We start from the raw sequence: 19,243 nt of genomic DNA on the forward strand, positions 1-19,243 counted from the left end.
ATTTATCCGATGCTGTTCATAAAAGCAGGGCAGCACAGGAAATATTTTCCCCTTAATTTTGTTTGGAACTAAAAATCTAAATCATTGCAGTATCCAAAAGGAAAGCTGATCGCTATCGGCGGTGCAGAAGATAAAGGAACCAATCTTGAAGCGGGAGAAATTTACCGTAATAATCTTAATTTTTTTGAGCTGGGGATACTCAGGCGGGTAGTAGAAGAAGCAGGCGGTATTGATGCCCGTATAGAAGTAATTACAACTGCTTCCACCATTCCATACGAAGTGGGCGATAATTACATGAATGCGTTTGGAAAAATTGGTTGTACCAATATTGGCGTGTTACATATTCGCAACAGGCAGGATACAGCCAATCCTGAATTTCTTGAACGTATTAAAGCTTGCAATGCAGTTATGTTTTCAGGCGGTAATCAGTTGCGCTTAAGTGTAACTGATGGCGGTACTGATTTTTTGGCTATCCTGAAAAAACGTTACCAGGAAGAGCCGGGTTTTGTAGTCGCAGGTACATCTGCAGGTGCTATGGCAATGAGTAAGACAATGATCTACGAAGGAAATGCAGTTCGTGCATATTTGAAAGGTGAAGTGAAAATGACGACGGGTCTGGGTTTTATTGATAACGTTATTATTGATAGTCATTTTGAAAAACGTGGACGGTTTGTTCGTTTAACACAGGCTGTTGCCACAAACCCATCCTGCATTGGTATTGGTTTGGGAGAAGATACAGGCATGCTTATCACCGAAGGAAATAAGATGGAAGCAATTGGAAGCGGATTGGTGATCATTATTGATGGACACGATATGATGCATTCCAATATTGCTGATATTCCTGATGGCAATCCGATCAGTATCGAAAATCTGCGGGTGCATTTCTGTGAAAAAGGAAATGGCTACATGGTAAAAGAACGTAAGTTCTTAATGGAGGCGAAAGATGGCGCACTTATCAAAAAGCAAGTTCATGTCGAATAGGTAAATTGGTTTAATGTAATCATCTATCAACTATCAAAATGAAAAAAATAAGTTTTGTTCTTCTTTCCGCTCTCATGCTTATGGCATTCACCCGTCAGGATAAAATCAAAGTCATTTTTTTTGGTGATTCTATTACACAGGCAGGCGTTAATCCTGGTGGGTATGTAAAACGTATCGACAGCATGGCACGTGTACAAGGGAAAATGAATTATGATTTTATTGGTGCCGGCATTGGTGGTAATAAAATTTACGACCTGTACCTGCGAATGGAAGACGATGTGTTATCGAAAAGTCCAAATGTAGTGGTGCTGTATATTGGCGTGAATGATGTGTGGCATAAAGCATCTTCCGGTACTGGAACTGATGCTGATAAATTTGCAAAGTTTTACCAGGCTGTGATTGATAAGATAAAAGCAAAAAATGCGAAGATCATTTTATGTACACCTGCAGTAATAGGAGAGAAGACTGATGGTAGTAATCAACAAGATGGTGATCTGACAGAATATAGCAAGATCATTCGTGGACTTGCACAAAAAAATGGATTACTATTGGTGGATCTGCGGAAAGCATTTATCGAATATAATAACAAGAACAACAAGGAAAATAAAGACCGTGGCATTTTAACCACCGATCGTGTTCATCTAAACGCAATCGGCAACCAACTGGTCGCCGATGAAATATGGAAAGCGATTCAGGCTCTTTAAACAGCCGATACCAAATAATAATTCTTCTTTCCTTTCTGTACAAGTAAGTATTTACTGTGAAGCAATAACGATATGTCGATCTTCATATCGATCGCTTCTATTTTTTTACGGTTGATGCTTACACCTCCACCTTGCACTGTTTTGCGTGCTTCGCCTTTGCTTGGGAAAATGGTTGTTTCTGCAAGGAAAGAAACAACATCGATGCCTTCCTGCAACTTATCAGCAGCAAAATCAAATTTCACTACACCTTCCATTGCTTCGAGATCTTCCACACTTAAACTTTCTGCCGATGCTGTTTGATTAGCGAATAGTTTTTCTGTAGTTGCAACAGCTTCTTTCAGTGCTTCTTCACCATGCACAAATTTTGTTACTTCTTCTGCCAATCTTTTTTGCAGAATACGTTTGCCGCGATCGGCTGTATGTGTAGCTATCAAGCCATCAACTTCTTCTTTTGTAAGAAAGGTGAATATCTTGATCCATCCTTCAGCATCAGCATCACTCGCATTTAACCAGAACTGGTAAAACTGATAAGGAGTGGTTTTATCTGCATCCAACCAAATGTTTCCCTGTTCAGTTTTGCCAAACTTGGTGCCATCTGCTTTTTTGATCAATGGACAGGTAAAGGCAAACGCTTCACCATTTGCTTTTCTGCGGACCAGTTCGGTTCCTGTGGTGATGTTTCCCCACTGATCGCTACCGCCCATTTGCAGTTTGCAATTCTTGTGCTCGTACAGCCAATAAAAATCATAGCCCTGCATCAGTTGGTAAGCAAATTCTGTATAGCTTAAACCAACCTCACTTTCAATCCGCTTCTTTACACTATCCTTTGCCATCATATAGTTGATGGTGATATGTTTGCCGGTATCACGCAAAAAATCAATGAATGATATGCTTTTGAACCAATCGTAGTTATTGGCCATTTCAGCGGCATTGGCTTTCGAAGCATCGAAGTCAAGAAATTTCTCTAATTGTGCTTTTACCCCTGCCACATTTTTGTTCAGCGTTTCTTCGTTCAATAAATTCCGCTCCTGACTTTTTCCGCTGGGGTCTCCGATCATGCCTGTTGCTCCACCCACCAAGGCAATCGGTTTATGCCCCGCTTTTTGGAGGTGTACAAGCAATAAAATGGGCACAAGGCTGCCAATATGAAGACTGTCCGCCGTTGGGTCGAAGCCAATATATGCGGTCGTCATTTCTTTGTTTAATTGTTCCTCGGTTCCGGGCATTATATCCTGGATCATTCCCCGCCAGCGTAATTCATCAATCAGGTTCATTTTTTTGCTGAGATTTTGCGCAAAAGTAGGGCAGTAAATGTCATTTTTCGAAAACAAGGGCAATAAACATTGAAAATCAACGTTTGTCGACATTGGTACTTTCTTAAACAGAGCTTTGCTTTCGGTATTTTAATGTTTACTTTTGTCAATGCCTGAGCAGCTTTCAAGAGAAGGTCTGACTCTTAATAAGAAACTAATTGTTTATCTGAAAACTGACCGGATGATAACCCGATTAACCCTGATCCTATCTGTTACCCTGTTGATGTGTTTGCGTGCATCCACACAGATCCGTATTTATTCCAACGAATTTTTAAATATTGGTGCCGGCTCCCGTGCTTTTGGTATGGGTGGTGCACAAGTTGCGTCTGTAAGTGATGCAACGGCTGGTTATTGGAATCCTGCCGGCTTAACAGGTGTAAAAAATGATCCTTCATTGTCTTTAATGCATGCAGAGTATTTTGCAGGCATTGGTAAATACGATTTTGGGGCATTAGCAATTCCTGTTGCAAACAATAAACGTACGATCGGTCTTTCTTTTTTGCGCTTTGCAGTTGATGATATTCCCAACACACTTTATTTGATCGAGCCAGATGGCAGTGTGAACTATGCCAACCTGCGTTCCTTCTCATCAGCGGATTATGCTGTAATACTTTCAGTAGCACAAAAAATTAAAGAAACAGAAACTACATCCATGAGTATGGGTGTAAATGCAAAAGTGATCCATCGTAAGGTGGGTAGTTTTGCTACGGCTTGGGGTTTTGGGTTGGATGTGGGATTTCAAATGAAAGGAAAGAATTGGTCAATTGGCGCTGCTGCAAGAGATATTACAACTACGTTTAACGCATGGTCGTTCAGTTTTACTGAACGAGAAAAAGAAGTTTTATTTCTTACAAATAATGAAATTCCGGTTAAATCTACTGAGTTAACTGCACCACGTTTGGTAATTGGCGGTGCTTATGATTTTCGTTTCCGCAAAGGATTGTCGCTGAAAGCAGAAGCCAATCTTGATCTTACATTTGATGGACAGCGGAATACATTGATCAGTTCGGATGTGATCAATGCTGATCCACGTATTGGTGTTGAGTTAAATATCAAGGATGTATTCTTCCTGCGTGGAGGAGTGTTTAATTTCCAGAAAACCCTGGCAGATGGCGACACGCTGAATCAAAAGAAAGTGTGGATCTATCAACCTGGTGCAGGTGCCGGCTTCAAGCTCGGTAATTCTTTTTATGTAGATTATGCTTTTACAAATCTGGCCAACCAGTCAAATCCGTTATATACTCATATAGTATCGCTACGTCTCGACCTTATGAAGCCTAAAAACCAAAAGAAAAATAAGTAAGTAATGAAACGATTTTTACTTTCCGTCACCATATTGTTCTGTGGAATCACAGCAGCTACCGCTCAAACTTACATGAATGAGTGGATCGATTTTAATAAAACCTATTTTAAATTTAAGGTTGGTGCCACCGGCGTGTACCGTATCTCCCAGTCGCAATTAAATGCAATGGGTATTGCAAATGCCGATGCATCACACTTTCAGTTGTGGCGCAACGGTCAACAAGTGCCCGTTTACACTTCAGCAGCAAGTGGCACATTGCCAACGAATGGATTTATTGAATTTTGGGGACAGGTAAATGACGGTAAATGGGAAAAGCGAATGTACCTAGATCCTTCTTACCAGATAAATGATAACTGGAGCGTTTATACTGATACGTCAGCCTATTTTTTAACTGTTAATACAGTTGCTTCAGAAAATAAACGGTTTGTAGAAACTACAAATGATCTTTCGTCGCCATTGCCTGCGGAACCTTATTTTATTCATAAGGCTGCATTGTATTACCGTAATAACTTGAATCTTGGTTTTGCGGCGGTTTTGGAAAGCTATGTAAATTCATCTTCTTTTGACAAGGGTGAGGGCTTTACAAGCGCCGAATTTAGACCGGCCAACCCATTAATTTCGGCACAAAATAATTTATTTGTAGCAGCCAGTGGCCCCAATGCGAAGCTGAAGTTTTCGGCTGTGGGTCGTGCATTGAATCCACGTTCCGTTAGAGTTTCTGTAAACGGCACAATAGTAGTTGAAAAACAGATGAATTATTTCAACTCCCTCGTTGATGAATCTGCAAATAATATACCGCTGTCTTTGATTTCAGGCAATACTGCTAATGTAGTGTTTACAAATACATCCGACAGTGTGGTTGATCGAATGGTAGTTGGAATGTATGAACTCAGCTATCCACGGCAGTTTAATTTTGGAGGTCAAACTAATTTTGAATTTGAACTTTCAGGTAATGCTGGTGGTAATAATTTGGTAATCGATAATTTTAATTTTGGAGGTGTGCCCCCAGTTCTATACGATCTTACAAATGGTTTGCGAATTACCGCTAGTATTGTTTCTCCTACACAAATCAGGGTAGTACTCCCTGCCTCCGGCACTGATAGAAAGCTCGTTTTAGTTAGTCAAAATGCCAGTAATATTCGTTCAGCTGCGGATTTCGTAGCCAGAAACTTCACTAATTTTTCATTACCTGTAAATCAGTCAAATTACATAATTATTTCAAACCCAAAACTCTATTCCGACGCAAATGGAGTAAATCAGGTTGAGCAATATCGGTTATATCGTAGCAGTATTACAGGAGGTGGGTACAACGTTAAAATTTATGAGGTACAGGACATTCTTGATCAGTTTGGCTATGGAATAAAAAATAATGGGTATGCGCTAAAAAATTTCCTGCGTTTCGCTTATGCCGGATTTGCAGTTAAACCTTCGTATTGTTTAATTATTGGGAAAGGGGTCGTTTATACAAATTACAGGACTGCGGAATCAAATCCCGTGATTGACCAATTAAATCTAGTCCCAAGCTTTGGTCATCCTGCATCCGATATGTTACTTTCATCTAATGAAGGTAGTATTGTACCTCGAATTCCCATCGGACGATTAACAGTTGTTAATGGAAACGAAGTAAGAGCGTATTTGAATAAAGTAAAGCAGTATGAACAGTTTTACAATATCAATTCTTGTAATATTCAAGATGAAATTTGGAAAAAGAATGTAATTCATGTAGCTGGAGCCAATGATTATTTGGGTGAGCAAATTCGATTTTATTTAAACCAGTATGGCAACATGTTAAAGGATACCTCCTTTGGTGCAAGTGTTTATTCTTTACAAAAAACTGGAGTAGCAAATATTCAAACAATTGCAAATTCAAATATTTCAAGGCTCTTCCAAGAGGGGTTCTCTCTACTTACATATTATGGTCATTCTTCTCCAACAACATTAGAGTATAACCTTGACGACCCTACCAACTACCCATCTATTGGAAAATACCCAATTATCATGGTGAACGGGTGCCAAGCAGGAAATATGTTTTTGTCCGATGTTAATAGGCTTACAGGAAATTATATTATTACTGAGAAATGGGTTCTTACCCCAGATAGAGGATCTGTAGCATTTATTGCATCTACACATCTTGGAATAGCTAATTACCTGCATGTATACACGGAAGAGTTTTACAATCAGCTGTCTAAGACTGATGGATATGGAAAATCAATTGGACGTATTATGGCTAATGTAAGTGATTCATTATCAAAAATTTATTCGTTTAATGATTTTTACATACGTCATCACCTTGAGCAAATAACGCTCCATGGGGATCCAGCTATTAAATTCTTCAGTTATGAGAAACCTGATTATGCAATCGAAGAATCAATGGTTAGAGTTTCGCCGGAGTTCATCTCTATTGCAGACAGCACTTTTGATGCAAATATCAAAATTGTAAATATCGGAAAGGCAACGACAGATTCTGTGCAATTAAGGATTACAAGGATATATCCTAATGGTTCCTCAATAATTGCGTTTGATCAGAAAATTAAACGTGTTCCTTATTCAGATTCAGTTCAATTGAAGTTGAGAATTGACCCATTTAAAGACAAGGGGAGTAATAAATTGAAAGTTGAAATAGATCCGGATAATTTGGTGAACGAAAATTGTGAGACCAATAATTCGGTTATTAAAGACTTTTTCATTTTTGAAGATGAGATTCGACCTGTTTATCCATACAACTATTCTATTGTCAATAAGCAAAACATTACTTATTATGCGTCCACAGCAAATCCTTTGGGAACGTTAAGGAAATATTATTTTGAAATAGATACTACACAAAAGTTTAATTCGGCTCTAAGAAAAAGTGATTCGTTATCTTCAGTAGGCGGTTCAATATCGTTTAAGCCAAGTGGAATAAATTTTGCAGATAGTGTTGTTTATTATTGGCGTGTAGGAATGAGACCAGAGCAAAATTCGAATATTCTTTGGAATAATTTCAGTTTTGTATATATCCCCGGCTCAAATCAAACTGGATTTAATCAATCACATTTTTTCCAACTTCAGCAGAACAACTCAGAAACAATTCTACTAGATTCTGTTAAGAGAAGGTATATGTTTGATTCTGTAATTTCGAAACTTCAAATTCAAACCGCTATATCGCCCTATCATCCTATTACAAGTAATGATTTGTCGTTGGATTATAATATTATCTCACGGCAAGGTTGTAATCTTGGTGCTTTTAAATTTTATGTTTTGAATGAGAAGACGCTGAAGCCAATGGAGAATTGGATGGAGCTTCCATGGGCGGCACGGTTTTTTAGTCATCCTATAAATTGTTTACGTTCAACTAAAGAAATTTATTTTGAATACTCTTACTATTTTTCTGCTTATAGATCATGGGCGATGAGTTTTATGGATTCAATTCCCGCCAATTCTTATGTTATAGTTATAAATTACGGTACAGCAGCTTATTCTATCGTTGGACCCAGTGCTTTGAAAGAAGAAGAAGCCACTCTTGGCCCTGGGAATTCGCTGTACCATAAATTATATAACCAAGGGTTTACAATGATTGATTCTTTCAGAAGCGATCGGCCAATGATTTTTGTTTACAAGAAGAACGACCCTTCCTTTACGCCAATTCAAATAGTAGGCAATCCTCGTGATTTGCTGACACATGTTCTTGAACTACCAAGTAGTTATACCTCCGGTAAAATTGAATCGCCTTGGTTTGGTCCTGTAAAATCATGGAAGGAACTAAAATGGGAGGGAAGTAATATTGAACCTCAGACCCCAGATAGCACTACAATTGATATAATAGGTAGAACAAATTCAGGTAGTGAATTTTTACTATCAACACTCAGGAATATTCGGGATACGACATTGGATTTCATCAGTCCGCTTTCGTTCCCTTATTTAAAGTTGCGGTTAAATAATTTTGATAAGATTAATGTAACCCCTCATCAATTAAGTATGTGGCGGCTTTACGCCGATTATGTTCCTGAGGGTGCTATAGCGCCTAATGTGGCATTTCGATTTAAAGATTCGCTTGATTTAGGCGAGCCGCTTGATTTTTCAATTGCATTCCGTAATGTAAGTGAAACAGCTTTTGACAGCTTGAAGCTGAAGTTGATTGTCACTGATCGAAATAATGTGCCGCATAATATTCCCTTGCCTAAAAAGAAGCCTCTTGCAGCAGGGGATTCAATCGTAGTTTCCTACATATTTGATACAAAAGATTTTGAAGGCTTAAATACGCTTTATCTCATGGTTAATCCCGATGAGGATCAGCCGGAGCAAGTACTATTTAATAATTTTATATATAAGGATTTCTTTGTAAAGCAAGACAATTATAAGCCATGGTTGGATGTAACGTTTGATGGTTCACACATACTTAACAGGGATATTGTTTCATCCAAGCCACATATATTGGTTCAATTGAAAGATGATAGTCGTTTTCTTGCTCTAAATGATACATCAGGCATGAAGATAAAAATTCGATTCCCTGATAATACAATTCGAGAATATAAGCCTAATTCAGATTCCGTTAGATTTACACCAGCAAATCTAACTAACGGGAACAATGCAGCTACGATCGACCTTTATCCTTATTTTACCCAAGATGGAGAGTATGAGTTGATTGTAACGGGAAATGACGTAAGTGGTAACAAAGCCGGCGAACTTGATTACAAGGTTGCATTTCAGGTTATTAACAAGCCTATGATCTCAAACCTGTTAAATTATCCAAATCCTTTTACTTCTTCTACTGCTTTCGTGTTCACAATTACAGGTTCCGAAATACCTCAGAATTTACGAATTCAGATATTGACAATTACTGGTAAGGTGGTAAGGGAAATAACAAAAGCGGAATTGGGTTCATTACGAATAGGTAGAAATATAACAGACTTCAAATGGGATGGTACAGATCAGTTTGGGAACAAACTTGGTAATGGGATTTACCTTTATCGTGTTATAACAAACCTCAACGGTAAGTCACTAGATAGGTATAAGTCTGAAGGGGAGAATACAGATCAGTATTTTAATAAGGGATATGGAAAGATGTATTTGATGAGGTAATCCAACTTTAAAAAGAATAGTCGGACAATTTGCCAAAGAATTAATTCCTTGGTAAATTGTTTTTTTTTGAGCAATGTTTTTGGTAATTCGGATTAATGATATCAGAGGTTTTGACTTTCTTCAATTTAAATTTAAGATTACTTTTTTTGATAAATATGATTTATGGTTAGGACATTACTGATGCGTTTTTATTATAGTAATTATTGCTTCATTTTACTCATCCTGTTTTTTTTAGCACATGCTTGGAGTGATTATGTAATAATGATTCCAACAACTTCTGTTTTAATTTTATGGTTAGTTATCTCCATAGTTGCCATAATTTATTTTCGAGTTGTTGTTTTTTTCTTCGGAAATAAACAAAGCGCCTCGTTATTTACTACATTATCGTTTTCTTTTTTCTTATTCTTTGGTGTGATTGAGAAAACTGTTTTACTCCTAATAGGGAACTATTCAGGGTTGTTTGTAAAGGGGCTAGTAGTGGTTTTTTTAATAATTTCTTTTTTCTATTTCAAAAAAAAACCTGTCAAAGGAGAACGGACCGTTTTATTTCTAAATTTACTATTCAGTGTTTTATTAGTTATTGAGCTAATAAGTTTGAGTATGAAATTTTCTGAAAAGGGGAAGTTTGTCCAACAGTCATTTTTAGATGAAACATACTCAGTTAGTAATAGTGAACGGCTCCCTTCTGTTTATTTAATATTATTGGATGAATACGCCGGCTCTGAAACGCTTGTAAAATACGGGTTCTCAAACAATGTCTTTTTGAAGCAACTAGAAGAACAGGAATTCAAAGTGATAAAAAATGCAAAAAGTAATTATTCTTACACAGTACCTTCAATTGCTTCGCTTCTAAATGGTAGCTTTATGGATTTCTCAAATCAATACTCCATTTATAGTGGTGACCGGTATCGCATTTCTATGCAAGCAATTTATAAGAATAAAACTATTAAAACTTTTTCAGAGTTAGGCTATAAAATTCAAAACTTCTCACCCTTTGCGATTGAAAATGCCAAACCATTTTATGCAAATCGTTTCATTCCTGTCGATATTGGGATAATCTTGAATGCAACAATCTTCGATGATATTATAGATTTAGCGCCACTCTTTTTTACAAGATATTTTGGCTCAAAAAAAGTATTCTCAGATTTAGTTTATGAGAGAATTAAGTATAATTATGAAATTTTAGATTCCGTTATTGAGCAGTCAAAAAATAGAGACCCGTTACCTCATTTTAATTACATTCATTTGATGATGCCGCATGCGCCATATGCTATTGATAGTGTAGGTGCCGTTAATGTAGATTTTTTAAAAAAATTGGAAGTAACACAGGCTGACAAAAACGAGGCATATTTGCAGTATCTAAAACATACTAATCAAGTTGTATCCTCTTTTATCAAAAAGCTAAAGAAAAATACAAATAGTGAAGCGATAATTTTATTAATGAGCGACCACGGATCTCGTGATTTAGCTAAAGGTCAAAAGAAATATTCTTCGTTTAATTCATTGAATTGTATTTACTTGCCAAAAGGTTATTCTGGTAAATGGTATGATAGTATGAGCAATGTGAATCAGTTCAGAATACTTTTTTCAACAATCACTAATACTAGGATACCGTTAAAGCAAGATTCTATAGTTGCATATTAGTGTACATTGTTGGTTTTGCCATATTGAATTTAAGCGTGATAAATTTTTAGCCTTGAATATCTTCAACAAGTAAATCGAGAAAGAAGTAAAAGGTCGAATTAATCTTTACTTTTATACAGGCTGCAACTGCCGGTTTCGCAGCACATATTTTCCAATAATATCAAACTCCAGGTTTACCACTGTCCCGGTCTGTACTTCTTTCATATTGGTATGTTCGTAGGTGAACGGAATAATTGCAACTGAAAAACTGCTGTTACTCACATTGAAAACAGTAAGACTGATACCATTTAATGCAATCGAACCCTTTTCAACAAGCAGTGGCGCAAAACTTTCAGGGAAACAGAACGAATAAAGCCAACTGCCGTTTTGCTCCTCCACCAATGTGCAAATGCCGGTCGTATCAACATGGCCTTGCACCATATGCCCATCCAACCGGGCGTGTAATTCCAGACATCGCTCAATATTTACAATGCCGTTAAGCTGCCAACTGTTCAAACTGGTTTTTTCAAGTGTTTCCAAAATGGCTGTAACACGGTGCTGCCCGTCTTTTAGTTCTTCCACGGTAAGACAAACGCCATTGTGCGCCACACTCTGGTCAATCTTCAGTTCATGCGAAACAGGCGAGCTGATCCAAAACGTTTTATTCGTTCCCTGCTGTTGTATATCGGTCACCAAACCGATCGCTTCAATAATTCCCGTAAACATATTTGCAAAATAGCAGCTTTTCTGGCAAGTTTTACTGATTTTAAGGAGTGGAAGCCAAGGGCAGTTGCCGTAATGGGGCGATGGTGTCGACGCTCCGTTCATCTTTTCTGCTACTATCGAGCAAGATTCCTCCAAATAACACCTCAAAAAAAGGAGAATTATTGTTTTGTTATTCAACCAATCCTCCTATCTTTGCGCCTCTAAAAACCTTAAAGGAGGTATTATATTATGCTGATTATTGATTCAAAAGATTGCGAAAACATCGACAAGGCACTGAAAAAGTACAAGAAGAAGTTCGAAAAGAGCAAAGTGTTACTTCAGTTGCGTGAGCGTCAGGCGTTCATTAAACCATCTGTACGTCGCAGAGGTGAAGTGTTAAAAGCAATCTACAAGCAACAGATCGCCAGCGGTAAAATCGAACTGTAAGCAGTTCATGTACGATATAGCCGATAGCCGTAAGGTTTTGTAACTTTACGGCTATTCGTATTTATGCAGGTGAACAATCAGCCACACACACAGTCGTTTATTGAATATCTCAAATTTGAAAAAAGGTATTCACAGCACACCATCCGTTCTTACCAGGACGATCTTACATTCTTTTTCGATTATCTCGTTATCACATTTGGTGAAATAGCCGTGCCGGATATTAAATCAACCTTTATCCGTAGTTGGCTCGCAAAGCAGAAAGAAGAAGGCGCTTCTTCCAAAACCCTCAACCGGCGTATTTCTACACTCCGTTCATTTTTCAAATACCAATTACGGCAGCAAGTGATCACTGTATCGCCAATGACAACCATTGTTACTCCCAAACAGAGTAAACGCTTACCTGTATATGTGGAACAAAAAGATACCGAAGTGTTATTTCAACACGTAGAGTTTCCTGATACCTGGGAGGGTCTCATGAATAAAATGATCCTTGAATTACTGTATTGCTCAGGTATGCGTTTAAGTGAACTGATTGCATTAAAGGAAACACAAGCTGACATAGTGAAAGGAAGTTTGAAGATTTTGGGCAAGGGAAATAAAGAACGCATTGTTCCCCTTTCCGACGAAATGAAAGCCAGTCTGAAAACCTATCTGAAACAAAAGACGGATAAGTTTAATGGACAAGTTTTAACCGATCATTTGCTGGTAAATGAAAGTGGGAAGAAGCTATATCCGAAATACGTGCAGGTGGTTGTTAAAAAGTACCTGTCGCTTATTACAACCATTGAGAAAAAAAGTCCGCACGTGCTTCGCCATACATTTGCGACGCATCTTATGAATAATGGTGCTGAATTGAATGCAGTAAAAGAATTATTAGGGCACAGCAGCCTCGCTGCTACACAGATCTATACCCATAACACAATCGAAAAGCTGAAGGATATACATAAAAAAGCTCACCCAAAAGCCTGATTGTCCTCTTCAAACACATTCTCTTACGAAATAGATTTAATCGGTCATTTTGCAATTGCAAGGCTGTTAAAAATTGCCCTTATTTAAGCAAAAAATATTTTGAAAAACCGACTGCACAGCGTAACTTGTTAGCACTGGAATAGCCTGTACCCAAAATCAGAAAAACCAGTTCTTTTACATTTATTATTCACTAGCTAAAATTTGGAATGCTATGACCGTTAAGATCCAAACCGTACGTTTTGACGCAGATGCGAAACTTATTGAGTACGTTAAACAGAGAGTGCAGAAACTTTACAACTTTCACGACCGGATCACGAAAGTTGATGTGTTTTTAAAGCTGGACAATGTAGTTCACAACATTAAAGACAAAGTAGCTGAGATTAAAGTGCACGTACCAAGGCAACACTTATTCGTAAAACAATCATCCAAATCATTTGAACAGTCGTTTGATGAAGCATTAGACTCATTGATCACACAATTAAAACGAAAAAAAGAGAAGCAATACGATTTGTAAACACATTCAAAATCCCTCCCCAAAATGGAGGGATTTTTTTTTATACCTGCATCATCTTCATTTTCTTTAGAAAAACTTTTGTAAAAATTTTTCGATTTCGTGTTTTCCGTTACCTTTGCCTTCCCAAAAAAGGGGGTGCACAGTTGTGTACTTGATAAAGTTCTTTACAGTATTGACTTTTAGCTAAATAATGCGGTGGTTGTTTTTTGCAATCCTGCCCTGCAGTTCCAACGGTTTTAACTGTTTGGTGCCGCTTAGCAGAAAGTAATTGTTTAAATAAGCCACTTTAGCTCAGTTGGTAGAGCAGCTGATTTGTAATCAGCAGGTCGTTGGTTCGAGTCCGACAAGTGGCTCCGATAAGTCAGGAAAACAAAGTTGAACAATTACTGTAAGTGAAGTTTTAAGTTAATATTTGGGCAGATGGCCGAGCGGTTAAAGGCGACAGACTGTAAATCTGTTCTCTCACGAGTACGCAGGTTCGAACCCTGCTCTGCCCACAGTTCTTTACATAGGTTTAAAACTTTAGCGGGAGTAGCTCATTTGGTAGAGCGATAGCCTTCCAAGCTATAGGTGGCCAGTTCGAGCCTGGTCTCCCGCTCAAAAAGTTCTTTTAAGGATTTGATGTGAGATTACTCACTCTCTGCCAGCCGTTGTAGCTCAGTGGTAGAGCACTTCCTTGGTAGGGAAGAGGTCGTGAGTTCGATTCTCACTAACGGCTCAACACATTTCTGAGGTGGTTTGAATGTGCTGGGCGATGAATAAAAGTTGAAGTGTGCGACGCAACAACAGCTAATAGTAGCATTGAAGCCGATTACATAATATAGTTTAACAGTTTTTGTAAACACAATTTAAAAACAAATAAGATGTCTAAAGAGACCTTTAAGCGGGAAAAACCGCACGTAAACGTTGGTACTATTGGTCACGTAGATCATGGTAAAACAACCTTAACTGCTGCTATTACTGATATCCTGTCTAAAAAAGGTATGGGTAATGTTGCTAAAAAGTACGATGAAATTGATGGAGCGCCCGAAGAAAAAGAGCGTGGTATCACAATCAACACTGCCCACGTAGAATACCAAACAGCAAACCGTCACTACGCACACGTAGATTGTCCTGGTCACGCTGACTACGTAAAGAACATGATCACAGGTGCTGCTCAGATGGATGGTGCTATCCTAGTAGTAGCTGCCACTGATGGTCCTATGCCACAAACAAAAGAACACATCCTTTTAGCACGCCAGGTAGGCGTACCTAAGATCGTTGTGTTTATGAATAAAGTTGATTTGGTTGATGATGCTGAGTTGTTGGAACTGGTTGAAATGGAAATTCGTGAACTGTTAAGCTCTTATGGCTTTGATGGTGACAATACTCCAATCATCCAAGGTTCTGCTACCGGCGCTTTGGCTGGCGAACCACAATGGGTTGCTAAAGTAGAAGAATTGATGGAAGCAGTAGATACTTTCATTCCTCTTCCTCCACGCCCGGTTGACATGCCATTCCTGATGAGTGTAGAGGACGTGTTCTCAATCACTGGTCGTGGTACTGTTGCTACTGGTCGTATTGAGCGTGGTATTGTGAAAGTAGGTGAGGCCGTTGAAATTGTAGGTTTGATGGATGCTCCAATGAACTCTACTGTAACTGGAGTTGAGATGTTCAAGAAGTTATTGGATCAAGGTCAGGCTGGTGATAACGCAGGTTTGCTCCTCCGTGGTATTGAGAAGAAAGATATCCGTCGTGGTATGGTTATCTGTGCTCCAAAATCAATCACTCCTCACACTGAATTCAAAGGTGAAGTTTACGTGTTGAGCAAAGAAGAAGGTGGACGTCATACTCCATTCTTCCAAAAATACCGTCCTCAGTTCTACTTCCGTACAACTGACGTAACTGGTGAAGTTGAATTACCTGCAGGAACTGAAATGGTGATGCCTGGTGATAATACAAACCTTACTGTAAAACTTATCCAGCCAATTGCGATGGAGAAAGGTTTGAAGTTTGCGATCCGTGAAGGTGGTCGTACAGTAGGTGCCGGACAGGTTACTGAAATTATAAAATAAGCGAAGCCACGGCTTTTAGCTTACGCAAATGTTTTACATTTGCAATACATAAAACTAAAAGCTGTCCGTCTTCTGGCGGATAGCTTTTAGCTTTCTACGGGCATGGTGCAACGGTAGCATACGGGTCTCCAAAACCTTTGATCTGGGTTCGAATCCTAGTGCCCGTGCAGATTAAATCTGTAAATCAGAAATTAAATGAACAAAGTATCGGCTTACTTCAAAGATTCGTACAGAGAGTTGCTTGAAAAAGTAACCTGGCCAACTTGGCAACAGCTTCAGCAGTCAACGATGATTGTGCTGATTGCCACGCTGATCATTACCGCTATTATTTGGGTGATGGATCTGGGTATTGCCAGTGCTCTTCAATTCTTTTATTCATTCTTCAAATAATAAGTAGTCATGTCTGAAACTGCCAATGTGGAAACCAGTAAGTGGTATGTGCTTCGTGTCGTGAGCGGCAAAGAGAAGAAGGTGAAGGAATACCTGGATAAAGAAATTACACGTAACGGTTGGGATAATATTGTAAAGCAGGTGTTTCTGCCTGTTGAAAAAGTGTACAAAGTTGCCAATGGTAAAAAAGTAGTTCGTGAACGTAACTTCTATCCCGGCTATGTAATGATTGAAGTAGAAGAAGGAAAATTAGGCGATGATATTCGTGAAACCATCAGCAATACAAGCAATGTGATCCATTTCTTAGGAAAGGAAAATCCAATTGCATTACGCAAAGCTGAAGTAAATAAAATGCTGGGTAAGGTTGATGAAATGGCTGATGCAAGTGGTATGACCATGAGTGAGCCGTTCATTGTCGGTGAAACGATCAAAATTATTGATGGACCATTCAACGACTTTAATGGTGTAATTGAAGAAGTGAATGATGAGAAGAAAAAACTGAAAGTAGCCGTAAAAGTATTTGGACGTGCTACTCCGGTTGAATTGAATTACATGCAGGTTGAAAAGCTTTCTTAAAAAAGATCAACATAACAGAAAGTCCCCATCTCATTGAGTGGGGACTTTTTATTTAGAGCAGGAATTCTTTACGATTCCTGGCTTTCTGTACTGCTTGTTTCTTCAACTGCAGGAGCAGCAGGTGCTTCCGGTAATGGAAGTTCAACCTGAACAGGCGCCGGTGCAGGAGCACTTACCGGTTTTGCTTTAGGAGCTGCCTTTTTAGGAGCCGCTTTTTTTGCTGCTGGCTTTGCCTTAGGAGCCGCTTTTTTAGGAGCTGCTTTTTTTGCTGCCGGCTTTGCTTTTGGAGCTGCTTTCTTTTTAGCCGGAGCTTTTTTCGCTGCTTTTTTCTTTGCTGCTTTTTTTACAACTTTCTTGATGGCTTTTTTAGCAGCCTTCTTTTTTACAGCGGCCTTTTTCTTGGGAGCTACTTTCTTTTTAGCAGGAGCTTTTTTTGCTGCTTTTTTCTTAGCAGGAGCTTTTTTCGCTGCTTTCTTTTTTACTGCCTTTTTAACTGGTTTCTTGGCAGCCTTGGCAGCTTTCTTTTTTGCTTTTGCCATTTGATTGATTTTTTTAAAGTTGTTTGTGGAGTTTTTTAGAATTGAATTGAAAAATTAAAGCAAATTATGCAGCCAGTAAAAAATAAATGCTCTTTTTTTTACAAGGTTATACAGCAGTTGTAAAATTGTTGTTGTTACAGTCCCAAAATCAACAACGTTTACACACGTTCAAAACCATAAAATACTTGCTAAAACCCTTTGCTGGTAAGGAAATGAGCCTTACCTTTGCCATCCCAAAAAGTTCTTTAGAAGAATTTATTTGTTTGGGAGTGTCGCAGGAAGCGGCACGCTATCACCAAAAAAACTTTTACAATGGCAAAAGACATCACAGGATTTGTGAAACTGCAGGTAAAGGGTGGACAGGCAAACCCTGCACCTCCTGTAGGACCGGCCCTTGGTTCAAAGGGTCTTAACATCATGGAGTTCTGCAAGCAGTTTAATGCAAGAACTCAAGACAAAATGGGGAAAGTAGTACCTGTTTTGATTACTGTTTACTCCGACAAGTCGTTCGACTTCGTTATCAAAACTGCACCTGCGTCCGTTCAATTACTGGAAGCAGCGAAACTTCAAAAAGGTTCGAAAGAACCAAATCGTGCTAAAGTTGGTAAGGTAACCTGGGATCAGGTAGAAGCAATTGCGAAGGATAAAATGCCTGACATGAATTGCTTTACACTGAACAGTGCTATGAGCATGGTAGCAGGAACTGCACGCAGCCTTGGTATTACTGTAGACGGTAAAGCCCCTTGGGAAAATTAATTATTCACCTTAAATTTTTGAAACATGTCTTTGACTAAGAAAAGAAAAGTAGCAGAAGCCAAGGTGGATAATAACAAGATTTATTCCCTGAAGGATGCTTCTACACTCGTAAAAGAAATTAACTGCACAAAGTTCGATAGCTCTGTTGACGTTCACGTTCGCTTAGGTGTTGATCCTAAGAAAGCAGATCAGGCTATTCGTGGTACAGTAACCTTGCCTCACGGTACTGGTAAAACGAAAAAAGTATTGGTGCTTTGCACACCCGATAAAGAAGCGGATGCAAAAGCAGCAGGTGCTGATTTTGTTGGATTGGATGAGTTTATCACCAAGATCGAAGGTGGCTGGACAGATATCGATGTAATCATCGCTACTCCTGCTGTAATGCCGAAGATTGGTAAGTTGGGTAAAGTATTAGGCCCTCGTAACTTAATGCCAAATCCTAAAACAGGTACTGTTACAAATGATGTAGCTGGAGCTGTAAATGAAGTAAAGGGTGGTAAAATTGCATTTAAAGTTGATAAAGCAGGTATTGTTCACGCTTCAGTGGGCCGTATCAGTTTTGCTCCTGAAAAAATTGCAGAAAATATCACTGAGTTCTTAGGTGCATTAGTAAAGGCAAAGCCTTCTACTGCAAAAGGAACTTACCTGAAGAGCATTTACATGGCAAGCACCATGAGCCCTGGTATTGCTGTTGACACTAAATCATTCATGAACTAATCCTTTCGGGTTATTAAAACTAAAATCATGACAAAAGAACAAAAAAATGAAGTGATTGAAGTGCTGAAAGGCAAGTTCAGTCAATACAATAATTTCTACATCACTGATACCGAATCATTATCAGTTGAACAAGTAGGTAAACTGCGCCGTGCATGTTTCGACAAGAATGTTGAAATGAAAGTGGCAAAGAATACGCTGATTAAAAAAGCATTGGAATCGTTGGATGCTGAGCGTTACACTGGTGTGTTTGATGCATTGAATAATGTAACAGCACTGATGTTCTCTGAAAATCCAAAAGAACCGGCAATGATCATCAGCTCGTTCCGCAAAGCAAACAACGGTGAAAAACCAATGTTGAAAGCTGCTTTCATTAACGGTGATGTTTACGCTGGCGATAATCAATTGAAAGCATTAACACAGATCAAGACGAAGAACGAATTGATCGGCGAAGTAATTGGTTTGCTCCAATCTCCTGCAAAGCGTGTGATTGCTGCGTTGCTGCATAATGCTGAAACAAAAGGACAAGCTGCTGAAGCTGCTCCTGCTGAATAATAATTGAGAGATAATTTCTCCAAGTTATAATAACACTGCCGG

Annotated in this window: 17 protein-coding genes and 5 tRNA genes; 19 read left to right on the forward strand and 3 right to left on the reverse strand. The window is 38.7% G+C overall.

What is annotated here, in order from left to right; genetic code table 11:
* Positions 1 to 84 precede the first annotated feature (84 nt).
* Entirely contained in the window at positions 85 to 981 is an 897-nt protein-coding gene (locus tag WG989_RS11295; protein WP_340429490.1) for a cyanophycinase, read from the forward strand.
* A gap of 38 nt (positions 982 to 1,019) precedes the next feature.
* Complete coding sequence (locus WG989_RS11300; protein WP_340429492.1) at positions 1,020 to 1,685, forward strand: SGNH/GDSL hydrolase family protein; 666 nt, start codon at positions 1,020 to 1,022, stop codon at positions 1,683 to 1,685.
* Here the strand turns inward: WG989_RS11300 and tyrS are convergent.
* Entirely contained in the window at positions 1,682 to 2,959 is a 1,278-nt protein-coding gene (gene tyrS, locus WG989_RS11305; RefSeq protein WP_340429493.1) for a tyrosine--tRNA ligase, read from the reverse strand. The genes WG989_RS11300 and tyrS overlap by 4 nt on opposite strands.
* Before the next feature lie 220 nt (positions 2,960 to 3,179).
* On the opposite strand from tyrS, the gene WG989_RS11310 reads away from it, so the two are divergent.
* From WG989_RS11310 to WG989_RS11320, 3 genes are all read left to right on the forward strand, one after another.
* The gene (locus WG989_RS11310) at positions 3,180 to 4,301 is read left to right on the forward strand and encodes a putative type IX sorting system protein PorV2 (RefSeq protein WP_340429494.1); all 1,122 of its coding nucleotides are present in this window, start codon (positions 3,180 to 3,182) and stop codon (positions 4,299 to 4,301) included.
* Between the two features lie 3 nt (positions 4,302 to 4,304).
* Entirely contained in the window at positions 4,305 to 9,359 is a 5,055-nt protein-coding gene (gene porU2, locus WG989_RS11315; protein ID WP_340429496.1) for a putative type IX secretion system sortase PorU2, read from the forward strand.
* Between the two features lie 162 nt (positions 9,360 to 9,521).
* On the forward strand, positions 9,522 to 11,003 hold the full coding sequence (locus WG989_RS11320; protein ID WP_340429497.1) for a sulfatase-like hydrolase/transferase: 1,482 nt from the start codon (positions 9,522 to 9,524) through the stop codon (positions 11,001 to 11,003).
* Positions 11,004 to 11,114: 111 nt separating this feature from the next.
* Here WG989_RS11320 and WG989_RS11325 read toward each other — a convergent pair whose 3' ends face one another.
* Complete coding sequence (locus tag WG989_RS11325) at positions 11,115 to 11,708, reverse strand: riboflavin synthase (RefSeq protein ID WP_340429499.1); 594 nt, start codon at positions 11,706 to 11,708, stop codon at positions 11,115 to 11,117.
* Positions 11,709 to 11,936: 228 nt separating this feature from the next.
* On the opposite strand from WG989_RS11325, the gene rpsU reads away from it, so the two are divergent.
* From rpsU to nusG, 11 genes are all read left to right on the forward strand, one after another.
* Positions 11,937 to 12,134, forward strand: coding sequence for a 30S ribosomal protein S21 (gene rpsU, locus WG989_RS11330; protein ID WP_340429500.1), 198 nt, complete (start codon positions 11,937 to 11,939; stop codon positions 12,132 to 12,134).
* Between the two features lie 63 nt (positions 12,135 to 12,197).
* Positions 12,198 to 13,103, forward strand: coding sequence for a tyrosine-type recombinase/integrase (locus WG989_RS11335; RefSeq protein WP_340429501.1), 906 nt, complete (start codon positions 12,198 to 12,200; stop codon positions 13,101 to 13,103).
* Between the two features lie 211 nt (positions 13,104 to 13,314).
* The gene (locus WG989_RS11340) at positions 13,315 to 13,617 is read left to right on the forward strand and encodes an HPF/RaiA family ribosome-associated protein (protein ID WP_340429502.1); all 303 of its coding nucleotides are present in this window, start codon (positions 13,315 to 13,317) and stop codon (positions 13,615 to 13,617) included.
* A 280-nt stretch (positions 13,618 to 13,897) separates the two neighbouring features.
* A tRNA-Thr gene (locus WG989_RS11345) sits at positions 13,898 to 13,970 on the forward strand.
* A gap of 61 nt (positions 13,971 to 14,031) precedes the next feature.
* Positions 14,032 to 14,114, forward strand: a tRNA-Tyr gene (locus WG989_RS11350).
* 28 nt (positions 14,115 to 14,142) lie between these two features.
* Positions 14,143 to 14,215: transfer RNA gene (locus tag WG989_RS11355), tRNA-Gly, on the forward strand.
* A 48-nt stretch (positions 14,216 to 14,263) separates the two neighbouring features.
* A tRNA-Thr gene (locus WG989_RS11360) sits at positions 14,264 to 14,335 on the forward strand.
* A gap of 145 nt (positions 14,336 to 14,480) precedes the next feature.
* Positions 14,481 to 15,671, forward strand: a complete 1,191-nt coding sequence (gene tuf, locus WG989_RS11365; RefSeq protein ID WP_340429503.1) for an elongation factor Tu — start codon at positions 14,481 to 14,483, stop codon at positions 15,669 to 15,671.
* A 96-nt stretch (positions 15,672 to 15,767) separates the two neighbouring features.
* Positions 15,768 to 15,838, forward strand: a tRNA-Trp gene (locus WG989_RS11370).
* 28 nt (positions 15,839 to 15,866) lie between these two features.
* A complete protein-coding gene (gene secE / locus WG989_RS11375; protein ID WP_340429504.1) occupies positions 15,867 to 16,061 on the forward strand; it encodes a preprotein translocase subunit SecE in 195 nt (64 codons plus the stop codon).
* 9 nt (positions 16,062 to 16,070) lie between these two features.
* Positions 16,071 to 16,637 (forward strand): transcription termination/antitermination protein NusG, encoded by a 567-nt coding sequence (gene nusG / locus WG989_RS11380; protein ID WP_340429506.1) that lies wholly within the window; start codon positions 16,071 to 16,073, stop codon positions 16,635 to 16,637.
* Between the two features lie 68 nt (positions 16,638 to 16,705).
* Here nusG and WG989_RS11385 read toward each other — a convergent pair whose 3' ends face one another.
* The gene (locus WG989_RS11385) at positions 16,706 to 17,176 is read right to left on the reverse strand and encodes a hypothetical protein (protein ID WP_340429508.1); all 471 of its coding nucleotides are present in this window, start codon (positions 17,174 to 17,176) and stop codon (positions 16,706 to 16,708) included.
* 312 nt (positions 17,177 to 17,488) lie between these two features.
* Here WG989_RS11385 and rplK point away from each other — a divergent pair, with 312 nt between their 5' ends.
* From rplK to rplJ, 3 genes are read left to right on the forward strand one after another with little or no spacing between them, the layout of a single operon-like run.
* Positions 17,489 to 17,932, forward strand: coding sequence for a 50S ribosomal protein L11 (rplK, locus tag WG989_RS11390; RefSeq protein ID WP_340429509.1), 444 nt, complete (start codon positions 17,489 to 17,491; stop codon positions 17,930 to 17,932).
* Between the two features lie 24 nt (positions 17,933 to 17,956).
* Complete coding sequence (gene rplA, locus WG989_RS11395) at positions 17,957 to 18,649, forward strand: 50S ribosomal protein L1 (protein WP_445298477.1); 693 nt, start codon at positions 17,957 to 17,959, stop codon at positions 18,647 to 18,649.
* Positions 18,650 to 18,676: 27 nt separating this feature from the next.
* On the forward strand, positions 18,677 to 19,201 hold the full coding sequence (gene rplJ, locus WG989_RS11400) for a 50S ribosomal protein L10 (protein WP_340429510.1): 525 nt from the start codon (positions 18,677 to 18,679) through the stop codon (positions 19,199 to 19,201).
* The last annotated feature ends 42 nt before the right edge of the window (positions 19,202 to 19,243 follow it).

Source organism: Lacibacter sp. H407 (assembly GCF_037892605.1).
Classification (GTDB): Bacteria; Bacteroidota; Bacteroidia; order Chitinophagales; family Chitinophagaceae; genus Lacibacter.

Bases quoted from the DNA above. Each gene is read 5' to 3' on its own strand.
- WG989_RS11310 (WP_340429494.1), top strand. From the start codon at position 3,180: ATGATAACCCGATTAACCCTGATCCTATCTGTTACCCTGTTGATGTGT.
- WG989_RS11325 (WP_340429499.1), bottom strand. From the start codon at position 11,708: ATGTTTACGGGAATTATTGAAGCGATCGGTTTGGTGACCGATATACAA.
- WG989_RS11320 (WP_340429497.1), top strand. From the start codon at position 9,522: ATGGTTAGGACATTACTGATGCGTTTTTATTATAGTAATTATTGCTTC.
- WG989_RS11300 (WP_340429492.1), top strand. From the start codon at position 1,020: ATGAAAAAAATAAGTTTTGTTCTTCTTTCCGCTCTCATGCTTATGGCA.
- tuf (WP_340429503.1), top strand. From the start codon at position 14,481: ATGTCTAAAGAGACCTTTAAGCGGGAAAAACCGCACGTAAACGTTGGT.
- WG989_RS11340 (WP_340429502.1), top strand. From the start codon at position 13,315: ATGACCGTTAAGATCCAAACCGTACGTTTTGACGCAGATGCGAAACTT.
- nusG (WP_340429506.1), top strand. From the start codon at position 16,071: ATGTCTGAAACTGCCAATGTGGAAACCAGTAAGTGGTATGTGCTTCGT.
- rplK (WP_340429509.1), top strand. From the start codon at position 17,489: ATGGCAAAAGACATCACAGGATTTGTGAAACTGCAGGTAAAGGGTGGA.
- rplJ (WP_340429510.1), top strand. From the start codon at position 18,677: ATGACAAAAGAACAAAAAAATGAAGTGATTGAAGTGCTGAAAGGCAAG.
- WG989_RS11385 (WP_340429508.1), bottom strand. From the start codon at position 17,176: ATGGCAAAAGCAAAAAAGAAAGCTGCCAAGGCTGCCAAGAAACCAGTT.
- porU2 (WP_340429496.1), top strand. From the start codon at position 4,305: ATGAAACGATTTTTACTTTCCGTCACCATATTGTTCTGTGGAATCACA.
- WG989_RS11335 (WP_340429501.1), top strand. From the start codon at position 12,198: ATGCAGGTGAACAATCAGCCACACACACAGTCGTTTATTGAATATCTC.
- secE (WP_340429504.1), top strand. From the start codon at position 15,867: ATGAACAAAGTATCGGCTTACTTCAAAGATTCGTACAGAGAGTTGCTT.
- rpsU (WP_340429500.1), top strand. From the start codon at position 11,937: ATGCTGATTATTGATTCAAAAGATTGCGAAAACATCGACAAGGCACTG.
- rplA (WP_445298477.1), top strand. From the start codon at position 17,957: ATGTCTTTGACTAAGAAAAGAAAAGTAGCAGAAGCCAAGGTGGATAAT.
- tyrS (WP_340429493.1), bottom strand. From the start codon at position 2,959: ATGAACCTGATTGATGAATTACGCTGGCGGGGAATGATCCAGGATATA.